18 protein-coding genes and 2 pseudogenes are annotated in these 24,472 nt (G+C 62.3%); 10 read left to right on the top strand and 10 right to left on the bottom strand.

Annotated elements, in window-relative coordinates; all coding sequences use genetic code 11:
• Positions 1 to 27: 27 nt before the first annotated feature.
• The 5 genes from ACIPOO_RS22885 (at position 28) to ACIPOO_RS22865 (ending at position 4,240) form a co-directional block, all read left to right on the top strand.
• Positions 28 to 834, top strand: coding sequence for an alkaline phosphatase family protein (locus tag ACIPOO_RS22885; RefSeq protein ID WP_274135757.1), 807 nt, complete (start codon positions 28 to 30; stop codon positions 832 to 834).
• Positions 831 to 1,673, top strand: coding sequence for an ABC transporter permease subunit (locus ACIPOO_RS22880; protein ID WP_274135756.1), 843 nt, complete (start codon positions 831 to 833; stop codon positions 1,671 to 1,673). Before ACIPOO_RS22885 ends, ACIPOO_RS22880 begins: the two co-directional genes overlap by 4 nt.
• A complete protein-coding gene (locus tag ACIPOO_RS22875) occupies positions 1,660 to 2,457 on the top strand; it encodes an ABC transporter permease (protein ID WP_274135755.1) in 798 nt (265 codons plus the stop codon). Before ACIPOO_RS22880 ends, ACIPOO_RS22875 begins: the two co-directional genes overlap by 14 nt.
• 1 nt (position 2,458) lies before the next feature.
• Positions 2,459 to 3,448: an ABC transporter ATP-binding protein gene (locus ACIPOO_RS22870; RefSeq protein ID WP_400610018.1), complete on the top strand. Its 990-nt coding sequence runs from the start codon at positions 2,459 to 2,461 to the stop codon at positions 3,446 to 3,448.
• Between the two features lie 138 nt (positions 3,449 to 3,586).
• Complete coding sequence (locus ACIPOO_RS22865; protein ID WP_400610016.1) at positions 3,587 to 4,240, top strand: HAD family hydrolase; 654 nt, start codon at positions 3,587 to 3,589, stop codon at positions 4,238 to 4,240.
• Between the two features lie 187 nt (positions 4,241 to 4,427).
• Here ACIPOO_RS22865 and ACIPOO_RS22860 read toward each other — a convergent pair whose 3' ends face one another.
• Complete coding sequence (locus ACIPOO_RS22860) at positions 4,428 to 5,390, bottom strand: NAD(P)H-quinone oxidoreductase (protein ID WP_400610015.1); 963 nt, start codon at positions 5,388 to 5,390, stop codon at positions 4,428 to 4,430.
• Between the two features lie 143 nt (positions 5,391 to 5,533).
• On the opposite strand from ACIPOO_RS22860, the gene ACIPOO_RS22855 reads away from it, so the two are divergent.
• Positions 5,534 to 7,615, top strand: coding sequence for a carboxy terminal-processing peptidase (locus ACIPOO_RS22855; protein WP_274136498.1), 2,082 nt, complete (start codon positions 5,534 to 5,536; stop codon positions 7,613 to 7,615).
• Positions 7,616 to 7,817: 202 nt separating this feature from the next.
• Positions 7,818 to 9,575, top strand: a complete 1,758-nt coding sequence (locus ACIPOO_RS22850) for a bifunctional diguanylate cyclase/phosphodiesterase (protein ID WP_400610014.1) — start codon at positions 7,818 to 7,820, stop codon at positions 9,573 to 9,575.
• Positions 9,576 to 9,691: 116 nt separating this feature from the next.
• Here the strand turns inward: ACIPOO_RS22850 and ACIPOO_RS22845 are convergent, their stop codons facing one another.
• From ACIPOO_RS22845 to ACIPOO_RS22820, 6 genes and pseudogenes are all read right to left on the bottom strand, one after another.
• Positions 9,692 to 10,066, bottom strand: a complete 375-nt coding sequence (locus ACIPOO_RS22845; protein ID WP_400610012.1) for a hypothetical protein — start codon at positions 10,064 to 10,066, stop codon at positions 9,692 to 9,694.
• Positions 10,063 to 10,236 (bottom strand): annotated as a pseudogene (locus ACIPOO_RS22840) (helix-turn-helix domain-containing protein); the annotation flags it as partial. The gene ACIPOO_RS22845 and the pseudogene ACIPOO_RS22840, both read right to left, overlap by 4 nt.
• Positions 10,237 to 10,316: 80 nt before the next feature.
• Positions 10,317 to 10,413, bottom strand: a pseudogene (locus ACIPOO_RS22835) (transcriptional regulator); the annotation flags it as partial.
• Positions 10,414 to 10,713: 300 nt separating this feature from the next.
• The gene (locus ACIPOO_RS22830) at positions 10,714 to 11,163 is read right to left on the bottom strand and encodes a YkvA family protein (RefSeq protein WP_400610010.1); all 450 of its coding nucleotides are present in this window, start codon (positions 11,161 to 11,163) and stop codon (positions 10,714 to 10,716) included.
• 417 nt (positions 11,164 to 11,580) lie between these two features.
• Positions 11,581 to 12,369: an FKBP-type peptidyl-prolyl cis-trans isomerase gene (locus tag ACIPOO_RS22825; protein WP_274136503.1), complete on the bottom strand. Its 789-nt coding sequence runs from the start codon at positions 12,367 to 12,369 to the stop codon at positions 11,581 to 11,583.
• Between the two features lie 178 nt (positions 12,370 to 12,547).
• The gene (locus tag ACIPOO_RS22820) at positions 12,548 to 16,306 is read right to left on the bottom strand and encodes a molybdopterin-dependent oxidoreductase (RefSeq protein WP_400610008.1); all 3,759 of its coding nucleotides are present in this window, start codon (positions 16,304 to 16,306) and stop codon (positions 12,548 to 12,550) included.
• Between the two features lie 657 nt (positions 16,307 to 16,963).
• Between ACIPOO_RS22820 and nirB the strand changes: the two genes are divergently transcribed.
• Positions 16,964 to 19,525: a nitrite reductase large subunit NirB gene (nirB, locus tag ACIPOO_RS22815; protein WP_400610006.1), complete on the top strand. Its 2,562-nt coding sequence runs from the start codon at positions 16,964 to 16,966 to the stop codon at positions 19,523 to 19,525.
• A complete protein-coding gene (gene nirD / locus ACIPOO_RS22810) occupies positions 19,522 to 19,899 on the top strand; it encodes a nitrite reductase small subunit NirD (RefSeq protein WP_400610004.1) in 378 nt (125 codons plus the stop codon). The genes nirB and nirD overlap by 4 nt, the downstream gene beginning before the upstream one ends.
• 242 nt (positions 19,900 to 20,141) lie before the next feature.
• On the opposite strand, the gene ccoM is transcribed toward nirD, so the two are convergent.
• From ccoM to ACIPOO_RS22795, 3 genes are all read right to left on the bottom strand, one after another.
• Positions 20,142 to 20,258: a cytochrome c oxidase subunit CcoM gene (gene ccoM / locus ACIPOO_RS22805; RefSeq protein ID WP_400610002.1), complete on the bottom strand. Its 117-nt coding sequence runs from the start codon at positions 20,256 to 20,258 to the stop codon at positions 20,142 to 20,144.
• Between the two features lie 130 nt (positions 20,259 to 20,388).
• Positions 20,389 to 20,547 (bottom strand): hypothetical protein, encoded by a 159-nt coding sequence (locus ACIPOO_RS22800; RefSeq protein WP_274136507.1) that lies wholly within the window; start codon positions 20,545 to 20,547, stop codon positions 20,389 to 20,391.
• Between the two features lie 95 nt (positions 20,548 to 20,642).
• Complete coding sequence (locus ACIPOO_RS22795; protein WP_274136508.1) at positions 20,643 to 21,017, bottom strand: aspartate-semialdehyde dehydrogenase; 375 nt, start codon at positions 21,015 to 21,017, stop codon at positions 20,643 to 20,645.
• Between the two features lie 230 nt (positions 21,018 to 21,247).
• Between ACIPOO_RS22795 and rapA the strand changes: the two genes are divergently transcribed.
• Positions 21,248 to 24,094 carry an RNA polymerase-associated protein RapA gene (rapA, locus tag ACIPOO_RS22790; RefSeq protein WP_400609999.1) on the top strand — a complete coding sequence of 949 codons (2,847 nt, stop codon included), beginning with the start codon at positions 21,248 to 21,250 and terminating at the stop codon, positions 24,092 to 24,094.
• Positions 24,095 to 24,472: the final 378 nt, after the last annotated feature.

The following is a 24,472-nucleotide window of genomic DNA, read 5'->3' as shown; positions in this document are numbered from 1 at the left end:
GTGTCTCGTCATCCCTCTGGAGAGGCCATGAAACACAACGTCATCCTGATCCTGCTGGACGGCCTCAGCTACAGCGTGGCGCAGCATGCGATGGGGCATCTGCTGGCTTACCGGGCTGCCGGGCGGGCCGCTTTGTACAAGCTGGAATGTGAACTCCCTGCCCTGTCCCGCCCCCTGTACGAATGCATCCTCACTGGCACCGCGCCCATCGACAGCGGCATCGTGCATAACCACGTATCGCGCCTGTCCAATCAGCGCAGCATCTTTCACTATGCCGCCAGCGCCGGCCTGACCACTGCGGCAGCGGCCTATCACTGGGTCAGCGAGCTGTACAACCGCAGCCCCTTCGTGGCCTCGCGGGACCGTCACACCGACGACGTCGACCTGCCGATCCAGCACGGTCACTTCTACTACGTCGATCACTACCCCGATTCGCACCTGTTCGACGATGCCGAACACCTGCGCACCACCCACGCGCCGAATTTTCTGTTCATCCACCCGATGAACATCGATGACGCCGGCCACAAGCACGGCCTGGACACCCCGCAGTACCGCAACAGCGCGCGCTCGGCGGACATCATCCTGGCCGAGTACCTGCAACGCTGGCTTGACGCCGGTTATCAGGTACTGGTGACCGCCGACCACGGCATGAACAACGACCGCTCCCACAACGGCATCCTGCCGGAGGAACGCGAAGTGCCGCTGTTCGTCATCGGCGACGCCTTCAGCCTGGACCCCGACGCCCAGCCCCGGCAGACCGAAATCTGCGGCACGGTCTGCGAGCTGCTGGGCGTGGCCCACGACAAACCTGTCTCTGGAGCGCTGCTCAAGTGAGTACTCAAAGCCGCGGCAAAGGGCTGGCCTTGCTATGCCTGATCCCCTTTGTCCTGTTCTTCATCGCGTTTCAACTGGCCCCGCTGGCCTGGGTTGCGATCAACAGCCTGCATTCGGATGCCGGCTGGGGCCTGGACAACTTCGTCAAGGCCTTCAACTCGCGTTTCTACCGCCAGGCCATGCAATTCAGCCTGGAGATCAGTTTCTGGTCGAGCCTGATCGGTATTGTCATCGCCGTCCTGGGCAGCTACTCGTTGCACAAGGTGCCGTCGCGCCTGCGGGATTTCGTCAGCGCCTTCGCCAACATGACCAGCAACTTCTCGGGCGTGCCGCTAGCCTTCGCCTTCATCATCCTCCTGGGATTCAACGGCGCGCTGACGCTGATCCTAAAGCAGGCCGGGATCATCGACGACTTCAACCTGTATTCCAAAACCGGCCTGATCATCCTCTACACCTACTTCCAGATTCCCCTTGGCGTGCTGCTGCTCTACCCCGCCTTCGACGCCTTGCGCGATGACTGGCGCGAGTCGGCCTCGCTGCTGGGCGCCAGTAACTGGGATTTCTGGCGGCACATCGGCATTCCAGTGCTGACCCCTGCCCTGCTGGGCACCTTCGTGATCCTGCTGGCGAACGCCCTGGGTGCCTACGCGACGGTTTATGCGCTGACCACCGGCAACTTCAACGTGTTGCCGATCCGCATCGCCGCCATGGTCGCCGGTGACATCACCCTTGACCCGAACATGGCCAGCGCCCTGGCGATGATCCTGGTGGGCATGATGACCCTGGTCACCGTGGTGCATCAGTGGCTGTTGAAGAGGAGCTACCATGTCTCGCGCTGAACGCGGCCCGGTCGGGCTCTATCACCGTGTGGTGGTGTACGTACTGTTTCTGATCCTGCTGGCGCCCTTGCTGGGCACCTTCATCTACTCCATCGCCACCAGTTGGTCGGCGACGATCCTGCCCAGCGGCCTGACCTACAAATGGTATTTGGCGTTGTGGAGCGACCCGCGCTTCCTGATCGCTTTCGGCCAGTCGCTGCTGGTGTGCGTGGGCGCACTGATCCTGTCAGTGGTGCTGATCCTGCCGCTGCTGTTCGTGGTGCACTACCACTTCCCCAAGCTCGACGCACTGATGAACATCCTGATCCTGCTGCCCTTCGCGGTGCCGCCGGTGGTGTCCTCGGTCGGCCTGTTGCAGCTGTATGGTTCAGGCCCCTTGGCGATGGTCGGCACGCCGTGGATCCTGATCGGCTGTTACTTCACCATTGCCTTGCCGTTCATGTACCGGGCCATCACCAACAACCTGCAGGCGATCAACCTGGTGGACCTGATGGACGCCGCGCAACTGCTCGGCGCCAGCACCTTTCAGGCGGCGTTCCTGGTGGTGCTGCCCAACCTGCGCAAGGGCCTGATGATCGCCCTGCTGCTGTCGTTCTCTTTCCTGTTCGGCGAGTTCGTGTTCGCCAACCTGCTGGTGGGCACGCGCTACGAAACGCTGCAGGTGTACCTCAACAACATGCGCAACAGCAGCGGCCACTTCAACAGCGCGCTGGTGATCTCCTATTTCTTCTTCGTACTGCTGCTGACCTGGGCGGCCAACCGACTGAACAAGGACAAAGACTGATATGAGCTTCGTCAGTGTCGAAAACCTGCAAAAGAACTACGCCAGCACAGCAGTCTTCAGCGATATCAATTGCGTGATCAACAAGGGCGAATTCGTCACCCTGCTGGGCCCGTCCGGCTGCGGAAAATCCACCCTGCTGCGCTGCATCGCGGGGCTGACGTCGGTTACCCGCGGCAAGATCTTTCTCGACGGCAAGGACATCGTGCCGATGTCGCCGCAGAAACGCGGCATCGGCATGGTGTTCCAGAGCTATGCGCTGTTTCCCAACATGAACGTGGAGCAGAACGTCGCGTTCGGCCTGCGCATGCAGAAGGTCAGCGCCGACGAAACGAAGCAGCGCGTGGCCGAAGTACTGAAGCTGGTCGAGCTGAACGAATTTGCCAAGCGCTACCCGCATCAGTTGTCGGGCGGCCAGTGCCAGCGTGTCGCGCTGGCGCGTTCGCTGGTCACTCGCCCTCGCTTGCTGCTGCTCGATGAGCCGCTGTCGGCGCTGGACGCACGGATTCGCAAGCACCTGCGCGAGCAGATCCGCGCCATTCAGCAGGAACTGGGCCTGACCACGATTTTCGTGACCCACGATCAGGAAGAAGCCCTGACCATGTCCGACCGCATCTTCCTGATGAACCAGGGCCGGATCGTCCAGAGCGGCGACGCCGAAACCCTCTACACCGCCCCGGCAGACGCCTTCGCGGCGGGTTTCATCGGCAACTACAACCTGCTGGAAGCCGACGACGCCAGCCGTCTGATGCAGCGCCCGATCAACAGCCGCGTGGCGATCCGCCCCGAAGCCATCCAGCTGAGCCTGACCGGCTCGCTCGAAGGCCAGGTGCGCAGCCACAGTCTGCTGGGCAACGTGATCCGCTACCGGGTCGAGGCTCGCGGTGTCGAACTGGTGGTCGACGTACTCAACCGCTCCGCCGCCGACTTGCACCCGAACGGACAACGGGTCACCCTGAATATCGAAGCGTCGGCACTCTGCGAAGTGGCCTGATATCGACGCTATCCCCTGTAGGAGCGCGCTTGCCCGCGACGGCGATTGGCCGATCACGGCGATGAACCTGACACACCGCCGTCGCGGGCAAGCGCGCTCCTACAGGGTAGGTACGTCTCAACATAGAGGACAGCGGTAATGGCTTTAGCAATTTTCGACCTGGACGAAACCCTGATTCACGGCGACTGCGCCAGCCTGTGGAGCGAGCAGATGGGCCGTCTGGGGTGGGTCGATCCTGAGTCGTTCCTCAAGAAGGACCATGAGCTGATGCAGGCCTACGGCCGAGGCGAACTGGCCATGGAAGACTACATGGCCTTCAGCCTGGAGCCGATCATCGGTCGAACGCCCGAAGAGGTGGAGTTTCTGGTCGGGCCCTGGGTCGAGGACTACATCGAACCGATCATTTTCAGCGACGCCACCAAGGCCATCGCCGAACACCGCGCCAACGGCGACCGCATCCTCATCATCTCCGCCTCCGGCGTGCACCTGGTGCAGGCAATTGCCGAGCGCATCGGCGTTGACGAAGTGCTGGCCATCGATCTGGAGGTCTCCCACGGCGTGTACAGCGGCAAGACCACAGGCGTGCTGACCTACCGCGAAGGCAAGATCACCCGTTTGCTGGAATGGCTGGACCAGGAAGAGGAAAACCTTGAGGGCGCAAGTTTCTACTCGGACTCCCGCAACGACCTGCCGCTGCTGCAGAAAGTGGATTTCCCCCACGTGGTGAATCCGGATGAAGCCTTGCGCGAAGTGGCCGAAAAAGCCGGGTGGCCGATTCATAGCTGGAAATAATCACCCACCCCGCCTGACACACCAAACCTGTAGGAGTGAGCTTGCTCGCGATGCGTCCGTTCAGCCACAGCCGGGCTGGCTGAGACCCCGACCCGTAGCAGCACGGCTTGCCGGCGGGGGCGATCTTGAGGACGCCCCCGCCGGCAAGCCGTGCTGCTACGGGACTGTGTCAGGTCTCAATCCTCGGTCAGACCAGCGTTTCATCAATCACCAGCACCAACTTGCCCGCCACCTGATTGCTCGCCAACTCCGCGAACGCAACCTCCGCCTCGTGGATCGGGAAGCTGCGCGCCAGTTGCGGCTTCAGGCGGCCTTCGCTGAACAGCGGCCACACGTGCTGCCCAAGGTCTGCCAACAGGTCTGCCTTGAACTGGTCGTCGCGGCTGCGCAGAGTCGAGCCCAGCAAGTGGATGCGTTTGCCCAATACCAGCGCCAGATCGATTTCGGCCTTGCGCCCGCCCATCAAACCGATCAATACCAGACGGCCATCAGTGCCCAGCACCTTCAGGTTGAGTGCCGCATAGTTGGCGCCCACCGGATCGAGCACCACGTCGAAAGGCGCGAAATCGTTCAGCCCCTCCAGGCTCTCGCCACGAATGACGCCGCCCTGGGCACCCAGCTCTTCACAGTATTTCAAACGGTCCGCCGAGCCCACGCTCACCCAGCACGGGCTGCCAAAGGCCTTGCACAGCTGAATGGCGGCTGAACCAACTCCACTTGCCCCTGCGTGCAACAAAACTTTTTCACCGGGCTTCAGACCCGCCAGTTGAAACAGGTTCAGCCAGGCCGTGGCGTACACTTCAGGAATCCCCGCCGCTTCGTGCAGCGACATGCCCTCAGGCACCGGCAGGACATGCCGTGCGTCAACCACCACTTCCTCGGCCATCGCACCGCCGGCAACCAGCGCGCAGACGCGGTCTCCGACGTTCCAGGCGGTGCCGGAGCCAACTTCGGCGATCACCCCGGAACACTCCATGCCAAGGATTTGCGTGACCCCGGGCGGTGGCGGATAAAGCCCTGCACGTTGCAGCAGATCCGCTCTGTTAAGGCCCGCCGCAGACACCTTGATGCGTACCTGACCGACATCCAGTGCCGGTGATGGCTCCTGAACCCATTCCACGTGACCTTCAACGCCTTGCAATGCTTTCACGGTGCCTCCATAGTGAGTATTGACTGAGCTCGATGTGCCTCTGCGCGTTCGGGCTTTTTGCATTATGCGACCGGAAATCAAACATCCGGCGACTCTAAAGACGGCCTAATATGCGTTATCAATTGTCCCCACGTCGAATCAGCATGAAGCATCTATTACCCAGCACCACCCTTGCATTACTCATTGGCCTGGCGGCATTGCCCATGTCTGCCAGCTCGTTCGCAGCCAACAGCTGGGATAATCTTCAACCTGATCGCGATGAAGTCATCGCCAGCCTGAATGTCGTGGAGCTGCTCAAGCGCCACCACTACAGCAAGCCGCCGCTGGACGACAAGCGCTCCGAAATCATCTACCAGAGCTACCTCAAGCTCCTCGATCCGTCGCGCAGCTACTTCCTGGCCAGCGACATCGCCGAGTTCGACAAATGGCGCTTCCAGTTCGACGACTTCCTCAAGAGCGGCGACCTGCAGCCAGGGTTCACCATCTACAAGCGTTATCTGGACCGCATCAAGTCGCGTCTGGATTTCGCCCTGGCCCAACTGAGCAAGGGCGTCGACAAGATCGACCTGACCACTCAGGAAACCTTGCTGGTCGACCGCAAGGACGCGCCATGGCCCAAGAACGAATCCGAACTGGACGACCTGTGGCGCAAACGCGTCAAGGATGAAGTCCTGCGCCTGAAGATCGCGGGCAAAGACCCGGCCAAGATCCAGGAAACCCTGACCAAGCGCTACAAGAACCAGTTGGCGCGTCTGGGGCAGACCCGCAGCGAGGACATCTTCCAGGCGTACCTGAACACCTTCGCGATGTCCTATGATCCGCATACCAACTACCTGTCACCTGACAGCGCGGAAAACTTCGACATCAACATGAGCCTGTCGCTGGAAGGCATCGGTGCCGTCCTGCAAAGCGACAACGACAACGTCAAGATCGTGCGCCTGGTTCCGGCAGGCCCTGCCGCCAAGACCAAGCAAGTGGCGACCGCCGACAAGATCATCGGCGTGGCCCAGGGCGACAAGGAAATGGTCGACGTGATCGGCTGGCGCCTGGACGAAGTGGTCAAGCTGATCCGTGGCCCGAAAGGCTCGGTGGTGCGTCTGGAAATCATCCCGGCCAGCAATGCGCCGAACGACCAGACCACCAAGATCGTGTCGATCACCCGCGAAGCCGTGAAGCTCGAAGAGCAGGCGGCGAAGAAATCCGTGCTGCACCTGAACCAGGACGGCAAGGACTACAAGCTGGGCGTGATCGAGATCCCGGCCTTCTACCTGGACTTCAAGGCCTACCGTGCTGGCGATCCGCAGTACAAGAGCACCACGCGCGACGTGAAGAAACTGCTGACCGAATTGCAGTCCGAGAAAGTCGACGGCGTGGTCATCGACCTGCGCAACAACGGCGGTGGCTCGCTGCAGGAAGCCACCGAGCTGACCAGTCTGTTCATCGACAAGGGCCCGACCGTGCTGGTGCGTAATGCCGACGGTAAGGTCGACGTGCTGGAAGACGAAAACAGCGGCGCGTTCTACAAAGGCCCGATGGCGTTGCTGGTCAACCGCCTGTCGGCCTCGGCCTCGGAGATTTTCGCCGGCGCCATGCAGGACTACCACCGTGCGCTGATCATCGGTGGGCAGACCTTCGGCAAGGGCACCGTGCAGACCATCCAGCCGCTGAACCATGGCGAGCTGAAACTGACCCTGGCCAAGTTCTACCGGGTTTCCGGGCAGAGCACCCAGCATCAAGGCGTACTGCCGGACATCGCCTACCCGTCGATCATCGACACCAAGGAAATCGGTGAGAGCGCCCTGCCCGAGGCGATGGCCTACGACACGATCAAGCCGGCGATCAAGCCTGCGGTCGATCCGTTCAAGCCGTTCCTGGCCCAGCTGCAATCGCGTCACGACGTGCGCTCCGCCAAGGACGCCGAGTTCGTGTTCGTCGAGCAGAAACTGGCGCTCGCCAAGAAGCTGATGAGCGAGAAGACGGTCAGCCTCAACGAGTCCGAGCGTCGCGCCGAGCATGCCGATGTCGAAAGCAAACAGCTGGTGATGGAAAACGTGCGTCGCAAGGCCAAGGGCGAAGAACCGCTCAAGGAATTGAAGAAAGAAGACGAAGACGCACTGCCGGTGGACGACGACAAGACCAAGCCGGAAGACGACGCGTACCTGGCCGAAACCGGGCGGATTCTGCTCGATTACCTGAGCCTGAGTGGTTCTGTGGCAAAGAAGTGACGAAGTGAACCCCGGCCGTAGCAGTCCGGCTTGCCGGCGTCGGCGTCTTCAAGACCGCCCCCGCCGGCAAGCCGTTCTGCTACGGGGGTTGATGAAAGACGACGAGTGATGGCAAATCGTCATCAAATAGTCATGAATCTGTCGTGAAATACGGGGCTCGATGCTTTGGCGTCGAGCCCTTTTTTCTTGCCTCGAGATTGCCATGACCGTGACCGAACAGCTGAGCGCTTTGAGTGCGATCCTGACTCACCGCGACCTGTCCAGCCTGTTCCAGCCGATCGTGTCGCTGTCGGACCGTCGCATCCTGGGTTACGAAGCCCTGACCCGCGGCCCGTCCAACAGCGCACTGCACTCCCCCGTCAGCCTGTTCGCCGTGGCGCGTCAGGCCGGCAGGCTCAGCGAGCTGGAGATGCTGTGTCGCGAATCGGCCTGCCGACGCTTCAGCGAGCAGAAACTCGATGGCAAACTGTTCCTCAACATCTCGCCCGAATCGCTGCTGGAACCCTCGCACCCGCCGGGCCAGACCCTGCAATTGCTCCAGCGCTACGGCATCCCGCCCAGCCAGGTGGTGATCGAGCTGACCGAGCAGACCCCCACCGACGATTTCGAGCTGCTGTACAACGCGCTCTATCACTACCGCGACATGGGTTTTTCCATTGCCCTGGACGACCTGGGCGCCGGCTATTCCAGCCTGCGCCTGTGGTCTGAGTTGCGTCCGGACTACGTGAAGATCGACCGGCATTTCATCGACGGCATCCATCAGGACGCGGTCAAGCGCGAGTTCGTCGGCTCCATCCTGCAGATGGCCAAGGCCTCCCGCGCGCTGGTGATCGCCGAAGGCATCGAGCTTGCCGAAGAACTGGCCGTTCTCATCGACATGGGCGTCGATCTGGTCCAGGGCTATCTACTGTGTCGCCCCCAGGAGCATCCACCTCGCGATGCCCGCACGCTGCTGCCCAAGATCGACCCCAATGCCGTGGCCCTGTTCGATGAAGGCAGCGACCTGAGCGCTCTGCTCAACACCTTGCCCGCCGTGGTGCAGACCACCCCCACCGCCGCCGTTCTGGAAGCCTTTCGCAAACAAGCCAACCTCAACTCGCTGGCGGTGCTGGACGACAAACAGCGCCCCATCGGCATCGTCCATCGTCACTCGCTGTCGGACGCTCTGCTGCAGCCCTTTGCCACGGAAATCTACGGCCGCAAGCCGATCAGCCGCCTGATGAGCGATGACTTCCTGGCGGTCGAACTGAGCCAGTCGCTGCAACAGGTCAGCCGCCTGATCACCAGCCGCGCGCGGCAGCGGATCGAGGAAGATTTCATCATCATGCAGAACGGTGTCTACCTGGGCCTTGGTCGGGTGATCGACGTGCTCAAGCTGATTACCGAGGTCAAGATCCAACAGGCGCGTTACGCCAACCCGCTGACCCTGCTGCCGGGTAACGTGCCGATCCAGCAGTGCCTGACCCGGCTGCTGCAACAGGGCCGCGAGTCGATGATCTGCTATGTGGATATCGACAGCTTCAAGCCCTTCAACGACATCTATGGCTACGGCCGGGGCGACGAGGTGTTGCTGTGCCTGGCGCAGTGCCTGAACGATCGCATCGACCCCAGCCGCGACTTCGTCGGCCACATTGGCGGCGATGATTTCCTGATGGTGTTGGGCTCTGAAGACTGGCGCAAACGTTTGAACTCGTTGCTCGAAGACTTCCAGAACCAGTGCCGGCGCTTCTACCGCGCCGAACACCTTGAGGCCGGATGCTTCGTGGCACTGAATCGTCAGGGCCAGCGCCAGGAATTCCCGTTGCTGTCACTCTCGGTGGGCGTGGTGCACCTGCACCCGCAGGCCTGCTCCACCCTGGACGCCAGCCAACTGGCCGAACTTGCGTCCCAGGCCAAGCACTATGCCAAGGACGTCGTCGGGGCGAGCGTGCATGTGATCGATACCCTCTCAATCGTGTAGGAGCGCGCTTGCCCGCGACGGCAGTGGGTCAGTTCATATATTCGGCACAGACACACCGCAGTCGTCCGGATGCGGCCCAGACCAAGCGCGCTCCTACAGGTGCAGGGCCGCGCTGCTTACTCCGGCTTCGCCTCTTCGGGGTACTCATATTCAAACACCCTCACCACTTCCGCCGCATGCCAAGACGCGGCGGCGACGCCGTCGGAGGGGCCGGTGAAGCGACCCAGGCGTTCGGCGCATTCGAAGAAGCCGGTGCGGGGCAAGCGGCTGGCGCCCTGACTGATGACCAGCGAACTGCGCAATGGCTGCTCGGCGCGGGCGTCGATGGCGGCCAGGTGTTCAAGGGCCGCGGTCAGGGTCTGCATGGCGGGGGTGGGCAATTGCAGGCGCTCCAGGAGCGCACGGTAGGTGACCAGGTGACGCTGCCTGCGAGCAAGATCCAGTTCAGCCAGAAGCGCTTCCCAGTGCTGACGGCTGATCCGCACGCTCATGGCGCACCTCGCCAGCCGGGCACACCCAATTCCCACGCCAGGCTTCGTCGGATCGCGGCATCAGGCTCGCGGCTGCCGTTTTCGATCAGTTCCAGATAGGACGGGCTGATGCCGACCGAGCGGGCCAGTTGTGCCAGCTCAAGCCCCTTGGCCTGACGCAGCGCAGCCAGTTCGCCCAGCGATGGCAGCGCGTCTGGAGAAGGGGTTTGCGCGCCGGCAGATTGAGTAATGGACGCCGTTTTCTGCGGGCTGGAAACACCGGCCGCCTTTAACAGGGCCTGATACTGCGCCCATGGCAGCACTGCGTATTCTGGCTCTCCATCGCGAGAAATGACCTGAAGATCCATACCACCCCCTGTAGGAAAAAAAACTTGTACAAGTAATCTTTTTCTTTGTATCGCAGCATCTTACCAGCGGATGGGCAGGACTTGCGTGCAAAGTATCGACAGAGTTTTCTCAGGAGCGACGTTTTTGGACCCAAATACACTCACGAACCGTAGGAGCGCGCTTGCCCGCGATGCGGTGTGCCTGTGGAACGACTGATGTCTGACATACCGCGGTCGCGGGCAAGCGCGCTCCTACAAATGGCGTCTGACACATCGCGGTCGCCGGCAAGCCGGACTGCTACGGGGTCAGTGGTCGCGGGCTCAATCCTTCTTCTCTTGCTCCAGCAGCCTGGGCGTGGCCGGCAACCGCTCGACCACCCTCAGCTTCTCGGGATTCTGCCGCTCGCGCCACGCCCGGAAGGCGCTGAGTTCGGCTTCAAGGTTCTTCATCACGAAAGCCAGCACGGCGATGTCATCGAGCATGCCCAGCCCCGGAATCCAGTCCGGAATGGCGTCCAGCGGGCTCAGGAAATACATCAGCCCTGCCACCACCGACAGGATCGCCTTGCCACTGATGGCCCGATACTCACCGCGCCAGTACGCCAGGCACAACGCCTGAAGCAGCTTCAGGTCGTCCTTGAGCTTGCCCAGCCGGTTGCCTTCACTGGCAGCCTTGCCCGCCACGGCGAACAGCAACGCAGGCAGACGCCCCGCCGCCATCAGGCGCTTGGCCATGGGCAGATAACGAATGAAGTTCCAGGGTGCTTTCATATTCACTCCAGTGATATCGATAAAAATCGACCACACGGTCAACCATCAGACGTTGATGAACGCACCCTCTCGGGCCTGAGGGTCACGCACCCAAGGTTATCCACATTAATTGTGGATAACCTTGTGAACAGAGCCACCTTGCGGGGCTGAAACGCCCGTTTTACAGGGCCCCGGGTTAAATCGCGCGTTTTTTACCCATATGCAAAAACGCAAGAAAACCGTTGACTCAGGGTTCCATCGCCGCTAGTGGCCATGCGCCCCAGCCCGGGAAAGCGATCTCTAAAGCCGACATTTGCCGGGACATTCACCCGTATTGAGACTGCCCGGGCCTCTCTGCGTTCGAAAGGTTTGCCCGCAGAAATGAAAATGCCCCGTCGAGACGGGGCATTTTCATTCAAGCGGCAATCGATCTATCGATCACTTCTTGGCAGCGGGCTTGGCAGGTTCTGCCGCCGGCGCTGCTTCTTCCTCTTCGTCGCCCTGGGCGGCGGCGTCATTGGCGCCTGCGGCTGCAGGGTCCTTGATGCCCAGCAGTTCCAGGTCGAACACCAGCACCGAGTTGGCCGGGATGGTCGGGCTCGGGCTTTGCGCGCCGTAAGCCAGCTCGCTCGGGATGTACAGCTTGATCTTCTCGCCGACGTGCATCAGTTGCAGGCCTTCGACCCAACCCGGGATCACACCGCTGACCGGCAGATCGATCGGGCTGCCGCGCTCGACGGAACTGTCGAACACCTTGCCGTCAGTCAGTTTGCCTTCGTAGTGAACGGTCACGACGTCAGTCGGCTTGGGTACAGGACCGTCGGCTTTCTTGATGACTTCGTATTGCAGGCCGGAAGCGGTAGTGGTGACTTCCTTGCGCTTGCCGTTCTCTTCGAGGAATTTCTTGCCGGCTGCGGCCGACTCTTCGCTCATCTTGGCCATGCGCTCTTCAGCGCGTTTTTGCAGCTCGCCGAAGGCTGCAACCAGCTCTTCGTCCTTGAGCTTCTGCTCTTTCTTGCCGACGGCGTCTTCGATACCCAGCGCTACGGCTTTGGAATCCAGATCGTCCATGCCTTCCTGAGCCAGGCTCTTGCCCATGTTCAGGCCGATGCCATAAGAGGCTTTCTGTGCCGGGGTTTTCAGCTCAACGGTGCTGGCTTGCTTGTCGCAGCCCGCGAGTACCAGACCGACCAGGGCAATCGCCGCTGCTAACCGATGCTGTTTCATCCTGTTTCCTTGTTCATGCGCCAATAGGGCAAACGAGTAAAGCCGCGAGCTTATCAGGCCGCCGCGATCAATGGCTACCGGCATGAGAGGGAGAAAAGGCAGATAAGTTCAGGAGAGCAAAGGAATTGTTGTTGGATCGATAAAACTGTTCAGTTTCGGTTCAGCCTGACCTCCTCTCTCAATAAACATCGCGCAGATAGCGCTTCTGCTCCGCCAGGTAGCGCAAGTGCTCGGCGGCGCATTCCTCGCTCAGGCCGCCATGGGTGGCGATGGCTTCGCGCAGCGCCAGGTCCACGTCCCTGGCCATGTGGGTGGCGTCGCCGCAGATATAGATCTGCGCCCCCTCTTGCAGCCACCTCCACAACTGCGCCCCCTGTTCGCGGATGCGCTGCTGGACGTAGATCTTCTCGGCCTGATCCCGGGAGAATGCCAGGCTCAGGTGGGTCAGCAGGCCGCTCTTGTGCATGCCCTGCAATTCATCGCGGTAGTAGAAATCCGTGGCCACATGTTGCTCACCAAAGAACAGCCAGTTCTTGCCTTGGTCACCCCGCGCCTGACGCTCTTGCAGGAATGCCCGAAACGGCGCCACGCCGGTGCCTGGGCCGATCATGATGATCGGTACATCTCCATCTGCGGGTACCCGAAAATGGCGGCTGGGCTGAAGGAAGATCGGCACCTCGCAATGCTCTGCACGGTCCGCGAGGAAGGTCGAAGACACGCCCTTTCGCTTGCCATAGCGGACGGCCGAGACGGTCAGGTGCACTTGATCGGGATGGGCCATGGCGCTTGAGGCAATGGAATAAAGGCGCGGCTGCAAAGGTCGCAGGCTTTCGAGCAGTTCCTGCCCTGCGCAATGCAGCGGGAATTCACGCAGCACGTCCGCCAGTTGCCGCCCCCACAACCAGCTTTTCAACTCGCCCTTGAGCGACTCGCCCAGCAGGTTCTGCAATTGCGGATGCCTGCCGTGCCGGGCGATGAAGTCGAGGGATTCGCCACTGGGGCGGGCGATTTCGTAGTGCTCGGTCAATGCCTGACGCAGCGAAACCTCGCCCACTCTGTCGACACTCACCGGCTGTTCGCCCTTGAGCCCGGTGAGTTCAAGCACTTCATCCACCAGCGCCGGGCAGTTCTGCGGCCACACACCCAGCGCATCGCCCGCTTGATATGTCATGCCCGAGTCACCCAGGGTCAGGGCGAACTGCCGGGTGTCCTTGGCGGCACCCTCGCCGTTCAAACGTCGGTTGATCACAAGGCGCGAGCGGTGCGGTCGACCGCGGGTCGGCTGGTCGCTGACCGGGCTGTCGGGAATCACATCAGGGATGTCCAGCGCCAACGCCTGCTGCAATGCCTTGAACCAGCCATCGGCGTGGGCCTGAAAATCCCCGTCGCAATCGACCCTTTCAATCAGCGGCGATGCACCCAGCGTGAGCAAGCGTTGATCAAGGTTCCTGCCGTGCTGGCAGAAGGTTTCATAACTGGGATCCCCCAGTGCCAGGACCGCATAACGCAACGACTCCAGACGCTCCTGCTGCGCACTCAGTGACTGCCAAAAACCCTGGCCGTTGTCGGGCGAATCACCGTCGCCAAAGGTGCTGCTGATGAGCGCGAGGTTCTCCACCTGGCTCAATCGCGCCGGCGGAAAACTGTCCATGGCCGCTACCTGCACGGCCACGCCAGCGGTGCGCAGATGGCTGCCATAACGCTTGGCCAGAGTTTCCGCATTGCCGGTCTGCGAAGCCCACAGCAGGGTCAGCAGCGGCTCGCCTTCGCAGGCATCCACTGGCTCGTCAGCCGTGTCAGGCAGGTCGAGGAAACGGTGGCCGATCAACTCGACCTTCTTCAGGGCCACCGCACAGAACTTGAATTCGGGCTGGCGGGAAATCGGGTCGATGGCGTCGCTGGTCACCGCGTTGATCGCCAGGTGCTCGCCATACCGATCGTTCCAGTGGAACGGCGCAAAACAGTTGCCGGGGCGAACGCGATCCGTGACCACCGCAGGCAGTATCGCCTGCCCTCGGGTGGAGCGGATCTGGACCGCGTCCTTGTCCCTGATGCCCAAGACCTGCGCATCGTCGGGATGGATTTCGACGAAGGGGCCGGGGTTGAGCTTGTTCAGGGTGGGAATTTTTCCGGTCCTGGTCAGGGTGTGCCACTGGTGCTGGACCCGGCCGGTGTTGAGCACCATGGGGAAATCATCGTTGGGCATTTCCGCCGGCGGCATGTGCGGGCGCGGCAGGAACATGGCCTTGCCGCTCTCGGTGGGGAAGCGGATCGCGGCGTCTTTCAGGTAGCGGATCGGGTTGCGGGTGTTTTCGTCGCCCGGTGCGCAGGGCCATTGCAGCGGTTGCTCGCGTAGCCGCGCGTAACTGGCGCCGCGAATGTCGTAGCCGGTTTTCGGGTTGCAGGCCTGTTTGATTTCCTCGAACACTTCTTCGGCGCTGGTGTAACCGAAGGCCTCGCCGAAGCCCATTTCACAGGCGACGAGAGCGATGATCTGCCAGTCCGGCAAAGCCTGGCCCGGTGCGTCAACGGCTTTCTGGGTGAGGTTCAGGTTGCGCTCGGAGTTGATCATCACCCCTTCGGCCTCGGCCCACAGCGCACCAGGCAGGAGGATGTCGGCGTAGCGATTGGTTTCAGTGTCCAGAAACGCATCCTGGGTGATCACCAGCTCAGCGGCCTGCAACGCTTCGATCACTGTGGTGCGATTGGCAACGCTGGCCACCGGGTTGGTGCAGATGATCCAGCAGGCTTTGATCGTGCCGTCGCGCATCTGCTGGAACATGTCGATGGTGCCGCCGCCGAGCTGCTGGCCCAGGCTGCCCCGTGGAATCGCCCACAGGTCTTCGATGAACTGGCGCTCGTCCTCGACCAGCACCGAGCGCTGCCCGGGCAGCCCCGGCCCCATGTAGCCCATCTCGCGTCCGCCCATGGCGTTGGGTTGCCCAGTGAGGGAAAACGGCCCGCTGCCGGGGCGGCAGATCGCGCCGGTGGCCAAGTGCAGGTTGCACAGCGCGTTGGTGTTCCAGGTGCCGTGGGTGCTCTGGTTCAGGCCCATCGTCCAGCAGCTCATCCACTCCGGTGCCCGACCGATCATCTCGGCGGCCTTGCGAATGTCGGCTTCTGTGAGGCCCGTGATGAGCGACACTTTGTCAGGGGTGTAGTCGGCGAGAAAACCTGGCATGGCTTCCCAGCCCTGGGTGTATGAAGCGATGAACCGGGCATCGACGTCGCCGTTCTCCAGCAACAGGTGCAGCAGGCCGTTGAGCAGTGCCAGGTCGGTGCCGGGTCTGATCTGCAGGAACAGGCTGGCCTTGTCGGCGGTAGCGCTGCGGCGCGGATCGACCACGATCAGCTTCGCCCCGGCCTTGACCCGGTCCATCATGCGCAGGAACAGGATCGGGTGACAGTCAGCCATGTTGGCGCCGATCACGAAAAACAGGTCGGCCTTGTCGAAGTCGTCGTAGGAGCCCGGCGGGCCGTCGGAGCCCAGCGACAGTTTGTAGCCGCTGCCTGCGCTGGCCATGCACAGCCGCGAGTTGGACTCGATGTTGTTGGTGCCCACGAAACCCTTGGCCAGTTTATTGACCAGGTACTGGGCCTCCAGCGACATCTGGCCGGACACATAAAAGGCCAGGGCATCGGGGCCATCGCGGTCGAGGATCGCGCGCAGGCGTACACCCGTTTCGCGGATCGCGGCGGCCATGTCGCTGCGCACCGGTTCCTGATGGCGGGCATTGCGAAGCCAGGCGTCTTCCATGCGCCCGGACTCGACGAGGGCCTGGCCCGCCGTGGTGCCCTTGGTGCACAGGCGGCCGAAGTTGCTGGGGTGGGATTTGTCGCCGCTGACCTTGATCACACGGTTATTTTCCACCTGCATGACGATGCCGCAGCCGACACCGCAATAAGGACACACGCTTCGTACATTGTTGCTGGCCATATTTCCATTTCCCGAAAACAAAAAAGACGCCCTGTTCCCCCCTCGTCGAAAACGGGGAGCACACGGCGCCTTTGTCGTGGAAATGGCAATCGGCGTTGACTGCCCATGTAGGTGGCTTTGCAAAGGGCAGGCCATTTATTGCATTTCACGGACGCTCCCGCCGGCAAGCCGTGCTGCTACGGAGAGGTGGCGCGCAGTCGGCATCACGATGGGGCGACACCGGGGAAATCGCACCCTTTTCGTGCCTACCGAGACCACCGCTCTTGTAGGAGCGCGCTTGCCCGCGACCTGCCGCAAAGCGGCAGAAAACCCGGCAACCGCGGTGCACCTGAAACAACCGAAGTGGCTGATTTATTGCCGGTTCCCGGCAGATCGCGGGCAAGCGCGCTCCTACGCCCTGGCGGGCAGAATCACAGGCGTAGCAGCGCACTGGCACACCCATTGCTTCACTCCCCCCAAGCCCCGCCTCAAAACGCGGGCAGCCCGGGTCGGTCAACGATGATCGTCCGCCTTCAAGGCACGGGCTTACAGGTTGCGCCGACACTGCGGTCGAGTGCCAACCCCTAAAAGAACAGGCAAAGGCGCCTGGAACCCAACGGTTCCGGGCGCCTTTTTTTTGCTTTGAAAAAACCTGATTGGCCTCGGCCGGGACTCGATATGAACACCACAGTCGCCTCTGTAAAAGATCTGGAAACCCTGATCGTCGTGGGTAACGGGATGGTCGGGCATCACTGCGTCGAACAACTGATCGCCGCCGGTGCCCTTGAGCGCTATCGCATCCATGTGTTCGGCGAAGAAGATCAGCGCGCCTACGACCGCGTGCACCTGTCGGAATACTTTGGCGGCCGCGATGCCGAGTCACTGGCCCTGAGCGATGCCTCTCTCTATGAGCAACCCGGCCTGACCCTGCACCTGGGCGTGCCCGTGCTGGAAATCGACCGGGCCCGCCGCGAGGTGATTACCGCCAAGGGCGCATTCGGCTTCGACAAACTGGTGCTGGCCACCGGCTCCTACCCCTTCGTGCCGCCGATCGAAGGCGCCGAAGGTCACTCGCGCCTGGTCTATCGCACCCTGGACGACCTGGACACCATCCGCGCTGCAGCCGCCAACGCCAAGCGAGGGGTGGTGGTCGGCGGCGGCCTGTTGGGGCTCGAAGCGGCGAACGCCCTCAAGTCCCTGGGCCTGGAAGCCCATGTCGTGGAGTTCGCCCCGCGCCTGATGCCGGTGCAACTGGACGATCTGGGCGGCGCTGCGCTGAAGGCGCGCATCGAAGCCTTGGGCGTCGGCGTGCACCTGTCACGCGCCACCCAGTCGATCAGTGCAGGCCAAGAACTGCGCTACCGCATGAACTTCGCCGGGGATGAGTTCCTCGAAACCGATCTGATCGTGTTCTCCGCCGGCATCCGTCCTCAGGACGCACTCGCCCGCCAGTGCGAACTGGAATTGGGGCCACGGGGCGGCGTTGCCATCGACGAGCATTGCCGCACCAACGACGCCGACATCTTCGCCATCGGCGAGTGCGCCGCCTGGAATGGCAGCATCTTCGGCCTCGTCGCGCCGGGCTACCAGATGGCCCGCAGCGTCGCCGCGCAGTTGTGCGACCTGGACGCCGAACCCTTCTTCGGCGCCGACATGTCCACCAAACTCAAGCTGCTCGGCGTGGATGTCGGTTCCATCGGCGATGCCCACGGCGCCCTGACCGGTGCGCGCAGCTATCGCTACATCGATGAAGCCACCTCGACCTACCGCCGCCTGGTGGTGTCCGCCGATGGCAAGCAGGTGCTGGGCGCGGTACTGGTCGGCGACAACAGTTACTACGACACCCTGCTGCAATACGCGCAGAACGGCATCAAGCTGCCAGCCGATCCGTCGAGCCTGATCCTGCCGCAAAGCGAAGGCGCGCCGACCCTGGGCGCCGACGCGCTGCCCGCCACGGCGACCATCTGCTCCTGCCACAACGTCAGCAAGGCTTCGATCTGCTCGGCCATCGACAGCGGCTGCACCGACCTTGCGGGACTCAAGGCCTGCACCAAGGCGGCCACCGGTTGCGGCGGCTGTTCGGCCTTGCTCAAGAGTGTGTTCGAGCACGAACTGATCGCCCGTGGCGTGGCGGTGGACAAGAGCCTGTGCGAGCACTTCGCGTTCACTCGCCAGGAGCTGTACGCCTTCGCCCGCGTCGAAAACATCGAGAGTTTCGAGCAGATGCTGGCGCAGCACGGCAAGGGTCATGTCGGTTGCGACATCTGCAAACCGGTGGTCGGGTCGATCCTTGCGTCCTGCTGGAACAAGCCGATCATGGACCCTACGCTGGTGCCGCTGCAGGACACCAACGACACCTTCATGGCCAACATGCAGAAGAACGGCACCTACTCGGTGGTGCCGCGCATTCCGGCGGGGGAAATCACCCCGGACGGCCTGATTGCCATCGGCGCGGTGGCGAAGAAATACGATCTGTACACCAAGATCACCGGCGGCCAGCGCATCGACCTGTTCGGTGCGCAATTGCATGAGCTGCCGGACATCTGGGCCGAACTGATCGCCGCCGGTTTCGAGACCGGCCACGCCTATGGCAAATCGACGCGCACGGTGAAATCCTGCGTCGGCAGCACCTGGTGTCGTTATGGCGTGCAGGACAGTGTGCAGATGGCACTGACTATCGAGGATCGCTACAAAGGCCTGCGCTCGCCACACAAGCTCAAGTTCGCGGTGTCGGGTTGCACCCGCGAATGCGCCGAGGCCCAGAGCAAGGACATCGGCGTGATCGCCACCGAGAACGGCTGGAACCTGTATGTGTGCGGCAACGGCGGCATGCGTCCGCGCCACGCCGAGCTGTTCGCCACGGACCTGGACGACGCCACGCTGATTCGCTACATCGACCGCGTGCTGATGTTCTACATCCGCACCGCCGACAAGCTGCAGCGCACCTCGGTGTGGCGCGAATCCCTGGAAGGTGGGCTGGATTACCTCAAGGCCGTGGTCATCGACGACAGCCTGGGCCTGGCCGCAGAACTGGAGGAGCAGATGCAACTGGTGGTCGACCGCTACGAATGCGAATGGGCCAACGCGCTCAAGAGCCCGGAAAAGCTCAAGCGCTTCCGCACCTTCGTCAACGACAAGAGCGCCGACCCGGACATTCATTTCGTCAAGGAACGCAGCCAGCGCCGCCCGGCACGGGCCAATGAACTCAACCTTATCCCTGTTGCGGAGACCGTACGATGAGCCAGGCCAATGCACTGCTGAACAACACCGCCCAGACCCACGCCTGGCGCGCCGTGTGCACCCGCGAGGATCTGGTCCTCAATTCCGGCGTCGTGGCGCTGGTGGGCACTACCCAGGTGGCGTTGTTTTGGGTGGCTTCGACCAGCGGCACACCGCGGTTGTTTGCCGTGGACAACCGCGACCCGGTGTCCGGGGTCAACGTGATCGGCCGCGGCCTGATCGGCAGCCTGGCGGGCGACCTGGTAATTGCTTCGCCACTCTATAAACAGCATTACCGTCTCGAAGACGGCACCTGCCTTGAAGACGCCGCCCTGCACCTGCGCACCTGGCCGGTTCGCACCGTGGGGGATGTGGTTGAAATTGACGTGAGCTGAGTACCAGCACGGCCGGCGGCATGATGTGGATGAATCGACGATCGTCGATCAAAGAAGTCCTGTGGGAGCGGGCTTGCCCGCGAAGGCGGTGGGTCAGTAACTCTTGATACCGCAGGTCTGACGCATTCGCGGGCAAGCCCGCTCCCACAGAGTTTTCCCGGCGCATCGGTTGCATGGAATGGCAAAAAAAACGGGCAACCGAAGTTGCCCCAAATGCCTTGCGTGCTCTTGTCGAGGGAGACTCAGTCCTTGCCGCGCGTGTGCGAGTCTCTCCATATGAACAGCGCCAGAGCCGCGAAAAAGCTCAGCATCAACATGACCGTGATAACCCCGGCCAGCACTGCATGATCGAGAAACATGAACGCCCCTCCTGCTGTGACCCTGTTCGATGGGTGCAGAGTAACCAGAGGGGTATCGGGAAGTGTTGACTCAGATCAACGCCACCGCGCATTGGGCTGGCGGCTTGAGTCGATTGGGCAGGAAGAAGGACTAGCGCTTCTTGGGCTTGCTCTTGGGTTTCTTGCGGGGCTTGGCCAACGGCATGGCCTGCTCGAAGGCCTGGCGCACTTCGTTGAGCCGCTTGTCGTTGAGGTCATGGACACGCTTGGCGCGCTCTGCGCCCAGGTCCACCAGATTGTCGTCGCTCATGGCGTGCTGCTCTCGATTGCCTATTGACGACAATAATGCGCAATCGAATCGGCGCTGACTAGAGGCTGAAACATTCCGCCTCGGGAAATCCTGCTTCAGACCTTGAGGTCCACCCACAGGCCCTGGCGCGGTTCGTCGTCGATGATCGGCACCACCGGCACGGTGTTGTCGGCGTTCAGGTAATCGCCGGGTATCGCCGGCCCCGGATGCGGTTTGTGCTCGGCGTCGTCAGCGTTCAACTCGGGATGACGGTCGGCGGTTCGGCGGTCGCGTCGTCGTCGCTGCTGGCGGCGCTGCTCTTCACGCAGCAACACCTGGGCTTCTTCCGGCTCACGCTGGCGCATGTCGATGGTCGATTCGTTGGAGCTTGGCTGAGTAGGTGTCACCGGCGGCACGCTGGGCGTCGGTTTGACCGGGTCCTGCTGCGCAGTCACGGGTGCCGCACTCAAGGGGATCAGCGGTGGCAGCATGGTAATGGTCTCCTGTTATCAGGCTTTCGGCTGCCGTTTCGTCGACTTTAGCCGCCGTGCAAGGAAGTTTCGACTATGTTTTTCGCAACAAGTGCACCGACCAGTCTGCGCGCAAAGCCCCTCGCCCAGCAAATACGGACGTAATACCCCACAGGTTACGCACAAGGCTTTGGCCTGGGCGCCTTGTTCCGTTACCATAGTCGGCTTTTTCAAGGCGGGAGTCAGGCAGCATGGCGCAGCAGTATCAACCGGGGCAACGCTGGATTAGCGACAGCGAAGCCGAGCTGGGTTTAGGCACCGTTCTGGCACAGGACGGCCGCTTGTTGACCGTGCTCTATCCGGCCACTGGCGACACCCGCCAGTATGCTTTGCGCAATGCGCCGCTGACGCGGGTGCGCTTTTCGCCGGGTGACACCATCACCCACTTCGAAAACTGGAAGATGACCGTTCGCGAGGTCGACGACGTCGATGGCCTGCTGGTCTACCACGGCCTGAACGCGCAGAACGAGCCGGTCACCCTGCCGGAAACCCAGCTGTCGAACTTCATCCAGTTCCGTCTGGCGAGCGACCGTCTGTTCGCCGGGCAGATCGACCCGCTGGCCTGGTTCTCCCTGCGTTACCACACCCTGGAACACACCAGCCGTCAGCTGCAATCCTCGCTGTGGGGCCTGGGCGGCGTTCGCGCCCAGCCTATCGCCCACCAGTTGCACATCGCCCGTGAAGTCGCCGACCGCATCGCGCCGCGCGTACTGCTGGCCGATGAAGTGGGCCTGGGCAAGACCATCGAAGCGGGTCTGGTGATCCATCGCCAGTTGCTTTCGGGCCGCGCCAGTCGCGTGCTGATCCTGGTTCCGGAAAACCTGCAGCACCAGTGGCTGGTGGAAATGCGCCGCCGTTTCAACCTGCAGGTCGCGCTGTTCGACGCCGAGCGTTTCATCGAGAGCGATGCCACCAACCCGTTCGAAGATACCCAGCTTGCGCTGGTGTCGCTGGAATGGCTGGTGGAAGACGAAAAGGCCCAGGACGCACTGTTCGCCGCCGGCTGGGACCTGATGGTCGTCGACGAAGCCCACCACCTGGTCTGGCACGAAGACAAGGTCAGCCCCGAGTATTCGCTGGTCGAGCAACTGGCCGAAGTGATTCCAGGCGTGCTGCTGCTCACCGCCACCCCTGAACAACTGGGTCAGGACAGCCACTTCGCTCGTCTGCGCCTGCTGGACCCGAACCGTTTCCATGACCTGAAAGCCTTCCGCGCCGAGAGCGAAAACTATCGCCCGGTGGCCGAAGCCGTTCAGGAGCTGCTCGATCAAGGCCGTCTTTCGCCCAAGGCCCACGAAACCATCCACGGTTTCCTCGGCGCCGAAGGCGAAGCGCTGCTGGCCGCCGTGGCCGATGGCGACACCGAAGCCAGCGCCCGCCTGATCCGCGAACTTCTCGACCGCCACGGCACCGGCCGCGTGCTGTTCCGCAACACCCGCGCCGCCGTGCAAGGGTTCCCGGAGCGCAACCTGCACCCCTACCCGCTGCCGTGCCCTGCCGAATACCTGGAATTGCCGATTGGCGATCACGCCGACCTGTACCCGGAAGTCAGCTTCCAGGCCCAGGGCGAAACCAGCGAAGAAGAACGCTGGTGGCGCTTCGACCCGCGCGTCGACTGGCTGATCGACACGCTGAAGATGCTCAAGCGCGTCAAGGTGCTGGTGATCTGCGCCCACGCCGAAACCGCGATGGACCTGGAAGACGCCCTGCGCGTGCGCTCCGGCATTCCGGCCACGGTGTTCCATGAAGGCATGAACATCCTGGAACGCGACCGCGCCGCCGCCTACTTCGCGGACGAAGAATTCGGCGCTCAGGTGCTGATCTGTTCGGAAATCGGCAGTGAAGGCCGCAACTTCCAGTTCGCCCATCACCTGGTGCTGTTCGATCTGCCAGCGCACCCTGACCTGCTGGAGCAGCGCATCGGCCGTCTGGACCGTATCGGCCAGAAGCACACCATCGAGCTGCACGTGCCGTACCTGGAAACCAGCCCGCAAGAGCGTCTGTTCCAGTGGTATCACGAGGCGCTGAACGCCTTCCTCAATACCTGCCCGACCGGCAACGCCCTGCAGCATCAGTTCGGCCCGCGTCTGCTGCCGCAGCTTGAAGGCGGCGACGAAGACGACTGGCAGGCACTGGTCACCGAAGCCCGCACCGAGCGCGAGCGCCTGGAAACCGAGCTGCACACCGGTCGCGACCGCCTGCTGGAACTCAACTCCGGTGGCGCGGGCGAAGGTGAAGCGCTGGTGGAGGCGATCCTGGAGCAGGACGACCAATTCACCCTGCCGATCTACATGGAAACCCTGTTCGACGCCTTCGGCATCGACAGCGAAGACCATTCGGAAAACGCGCTGATCCTCAAGCCGAGCGAGAAGATGCTCGACGCCAGTTTCCCGCTGGGCGACGACGAAGGCGTGACCATCACCTACGACCGCAACCAGGCGCTGTCCCGCGAGGACATGCAGTTCATCACCTGGGAACACCCGATGGTGCAGGGCGGCATGGATCTGGTGCTGTCCGGTTCGATGGGCAACACCGCCGTCGCGCTGATCAAGAACAAGGCACTCAAGCCCGGCACCGTGCTGCTTGAATTGCTGTATGTCAGTGAAGTGGTCGCGCCGCGCTCGCTGCAACTGGGCCGCTACCTGCCACCGGCAGCCCTGCGCTGCCTGCTGGATGGCAATGGCAACGACCTGTCGAGCCGCGTGTCGTTCACCACCCTGAACGACCAGCTCGAAAGCGTGCCACGGGCCAGCGCCAACAAGTTCATTCAGGCCCAGCGCGATGTGCTCAACCCACAGATCAACGCCGCCGAAAGCAAGATCGCACCCAAGCACGCCGAACGCGTGGCCGAGGCACAGCGTCGTCTGGCCGCAGACACCGACGAAGAACTGGCGCGCCTGACCGCCTTGCAAGCGGTCAACCCGACCGTACGCGACAGCGAACTGACCGCCCTGCGCGACCTGCGCGAACAAGGCCTGGCGATGCTGGAAAAAGCCGCGCTGCGCCTGGAAGCGATCCGCGTGCTGGTGGCGGGCTAACGCCAACCCTAGTATCAGCACGGCTCGCCGGCGGCAGCGGTGGATCAGACACAGATGCAGTGCCTGACCCACCGCCGTCGCGGGCAAGCGCGCTCCTACAGTGGTGCACATCTGTAGGAGTGAGCTTGCTCGCGATTGCGTTCTGCCAGGCGGCATGTTCATCCCAGACACACCGCTAACGCTGTAGGAGCGCGCTTGCCCGCGACTGCGGTGGGTCAGCCGACATCTTCATCAAAGATAGATCGCCATCGCGAGCAAGCTCACTCCTACAGGGGGCCGTGGTGTGTCAGTCAGACAGCCGTCGCCGATCCACCGCCGTCGCGGGCAAGCGCGCTCCTACAGTGGTGCACATCTGTAGGCGTGAGCTTGCTCGCGATT

Origin of the sequence: Pseudomonas sp. NPDC090201 (genome assembly GCF_044746825.1) — a bacterium.
Classification (GTDB): Bacteria; Pseudomonadota; Gammaproteobacteria; order Pseudomonadales; family Pseudomonadaceae; genus Aquipseudomonas; species Aquipseudomonas putida_AD.
Note: the sequence above shows the minus strand (reverse complement) of the source record. Positions and strands in the feature narration are given on the sequence as shown.

Excerpts from the sequence above, each read along its gene's own strand:
- ACIPOO_RS22885 (WP_274135757.1), top strand. The coding sequence starts at position 28 with ATGAAACACAACGTCATCCTGATCCTGCTGGACGGCCTCAGCTACAGC.
- ACIPOO_RS22875 (WP_274135755.1), top strand. The coding sequence starts at position 1,660 with ATGTCTCGCGCTGAACGCGGCCCGGTCGGGCTCTATCACCGTGTGGTG.
- ACIPOO_RS22870 (WP_400610018.1), top strand. The coding sequence starts at position 2,459 with ATGAGCTTCGTCAGTGTCGAAAACCTGCAAAAGAACTACGCCAGCACA.
- ACIPOO_RS22865 (WP_400610016.1), top strand. The coding sequence starts at position 3,587 with ATGGCTTTAGCAATTTTCGACCTGGACGAAACCCTGATTCACGGCGAC.
- ACIPOO_RS22855 (WP_274136498.1), top strand. The coding sequence starts at position 5,534 with ATGAAGCATCTATTACCCAGCACCACCCTTGCATTACTCATTGGCCTG.
- ACIPOO_RS22850 (WP_400610014.1), top strand. The coding sequence starts at position 7,818 with ATGACCGTGACCGAACAGCTGAGCGCTTTGAGTGCGATCCTGACTCAC.
- ACIPOO_RS22845 (WP_400610012.1), bottom strand. The coding sequence starts at position 10,066 with ATGAGCGTGCGGATCAGCCGTCAGCACTGGGAAGCGCTTCTGGCTGAA.
- ACIPOO_RS22830 (WP_400610010.1), bottom strand. The coding sequence starts at position 11,163 with ATGAAAGCACCCTGGAACTTCATTCGTTATCTGCCCATGGCCAAGCGC.
- ACIPOO_RS22825 (WP_274136503.1), bottom strand. The coding sequence starts at position 12,369 with ATGAAACAGCATCGGTTAGCAGCGGCGATTGCCCTGGTCGGTCTGGTA.
- ACIPOO_RS22820 (WP_400610008.1), bottom strand. The coding sequence starts at position 16,306 with ATGGCCAGCAACAATGTACGAAGCGTGTGTCCTTATTGCGGTGTCGGC.
- nirB (WP_400610006.1), top strand. The coding sequence starts at position 16,964 with ATGAACACCACAGTCGCCTCTGTAAAAGATCTGGAAACCCTGATCGTC.
- nirD (WP_400610004.1), top strand. The coding sequence starts at position 19,522 with ATGAGCCAGGCCAATGCACTGCTGAACAACACCGCCCAGACCCACGCC.
- ccoM (WP_400610002.1), bottom strand. The coding sequence starts at position 20,258 with ATGTTTCTCGATCATGCAGTGCTGGCCGGGGTTATCACGGTCATGTTG.
- ACIPOO_RS22800 (WP_274136507.1), bottom strand. The coding sequence starts at position 20,547 with ATGAGCGACGACAATCTGGTGGACCTGGGCGCAGAGCGCGCCAAGCGT.
- ACIPOO_RS22795 (WP_274136508.1), bottom strand. The coding sequence starts at position 21,017 with ATGCTGCCACCGCTGATCCCCTTGAGTGCGGCACCCGTGACTGCGCAG.
- rapA (WP_400609999.1), top strand. The coding sequence starts at position 21,248 with ATGGCGCAGCAGTATCAACCGGGGCAACGCTGGATTAGCGACAGCGAA.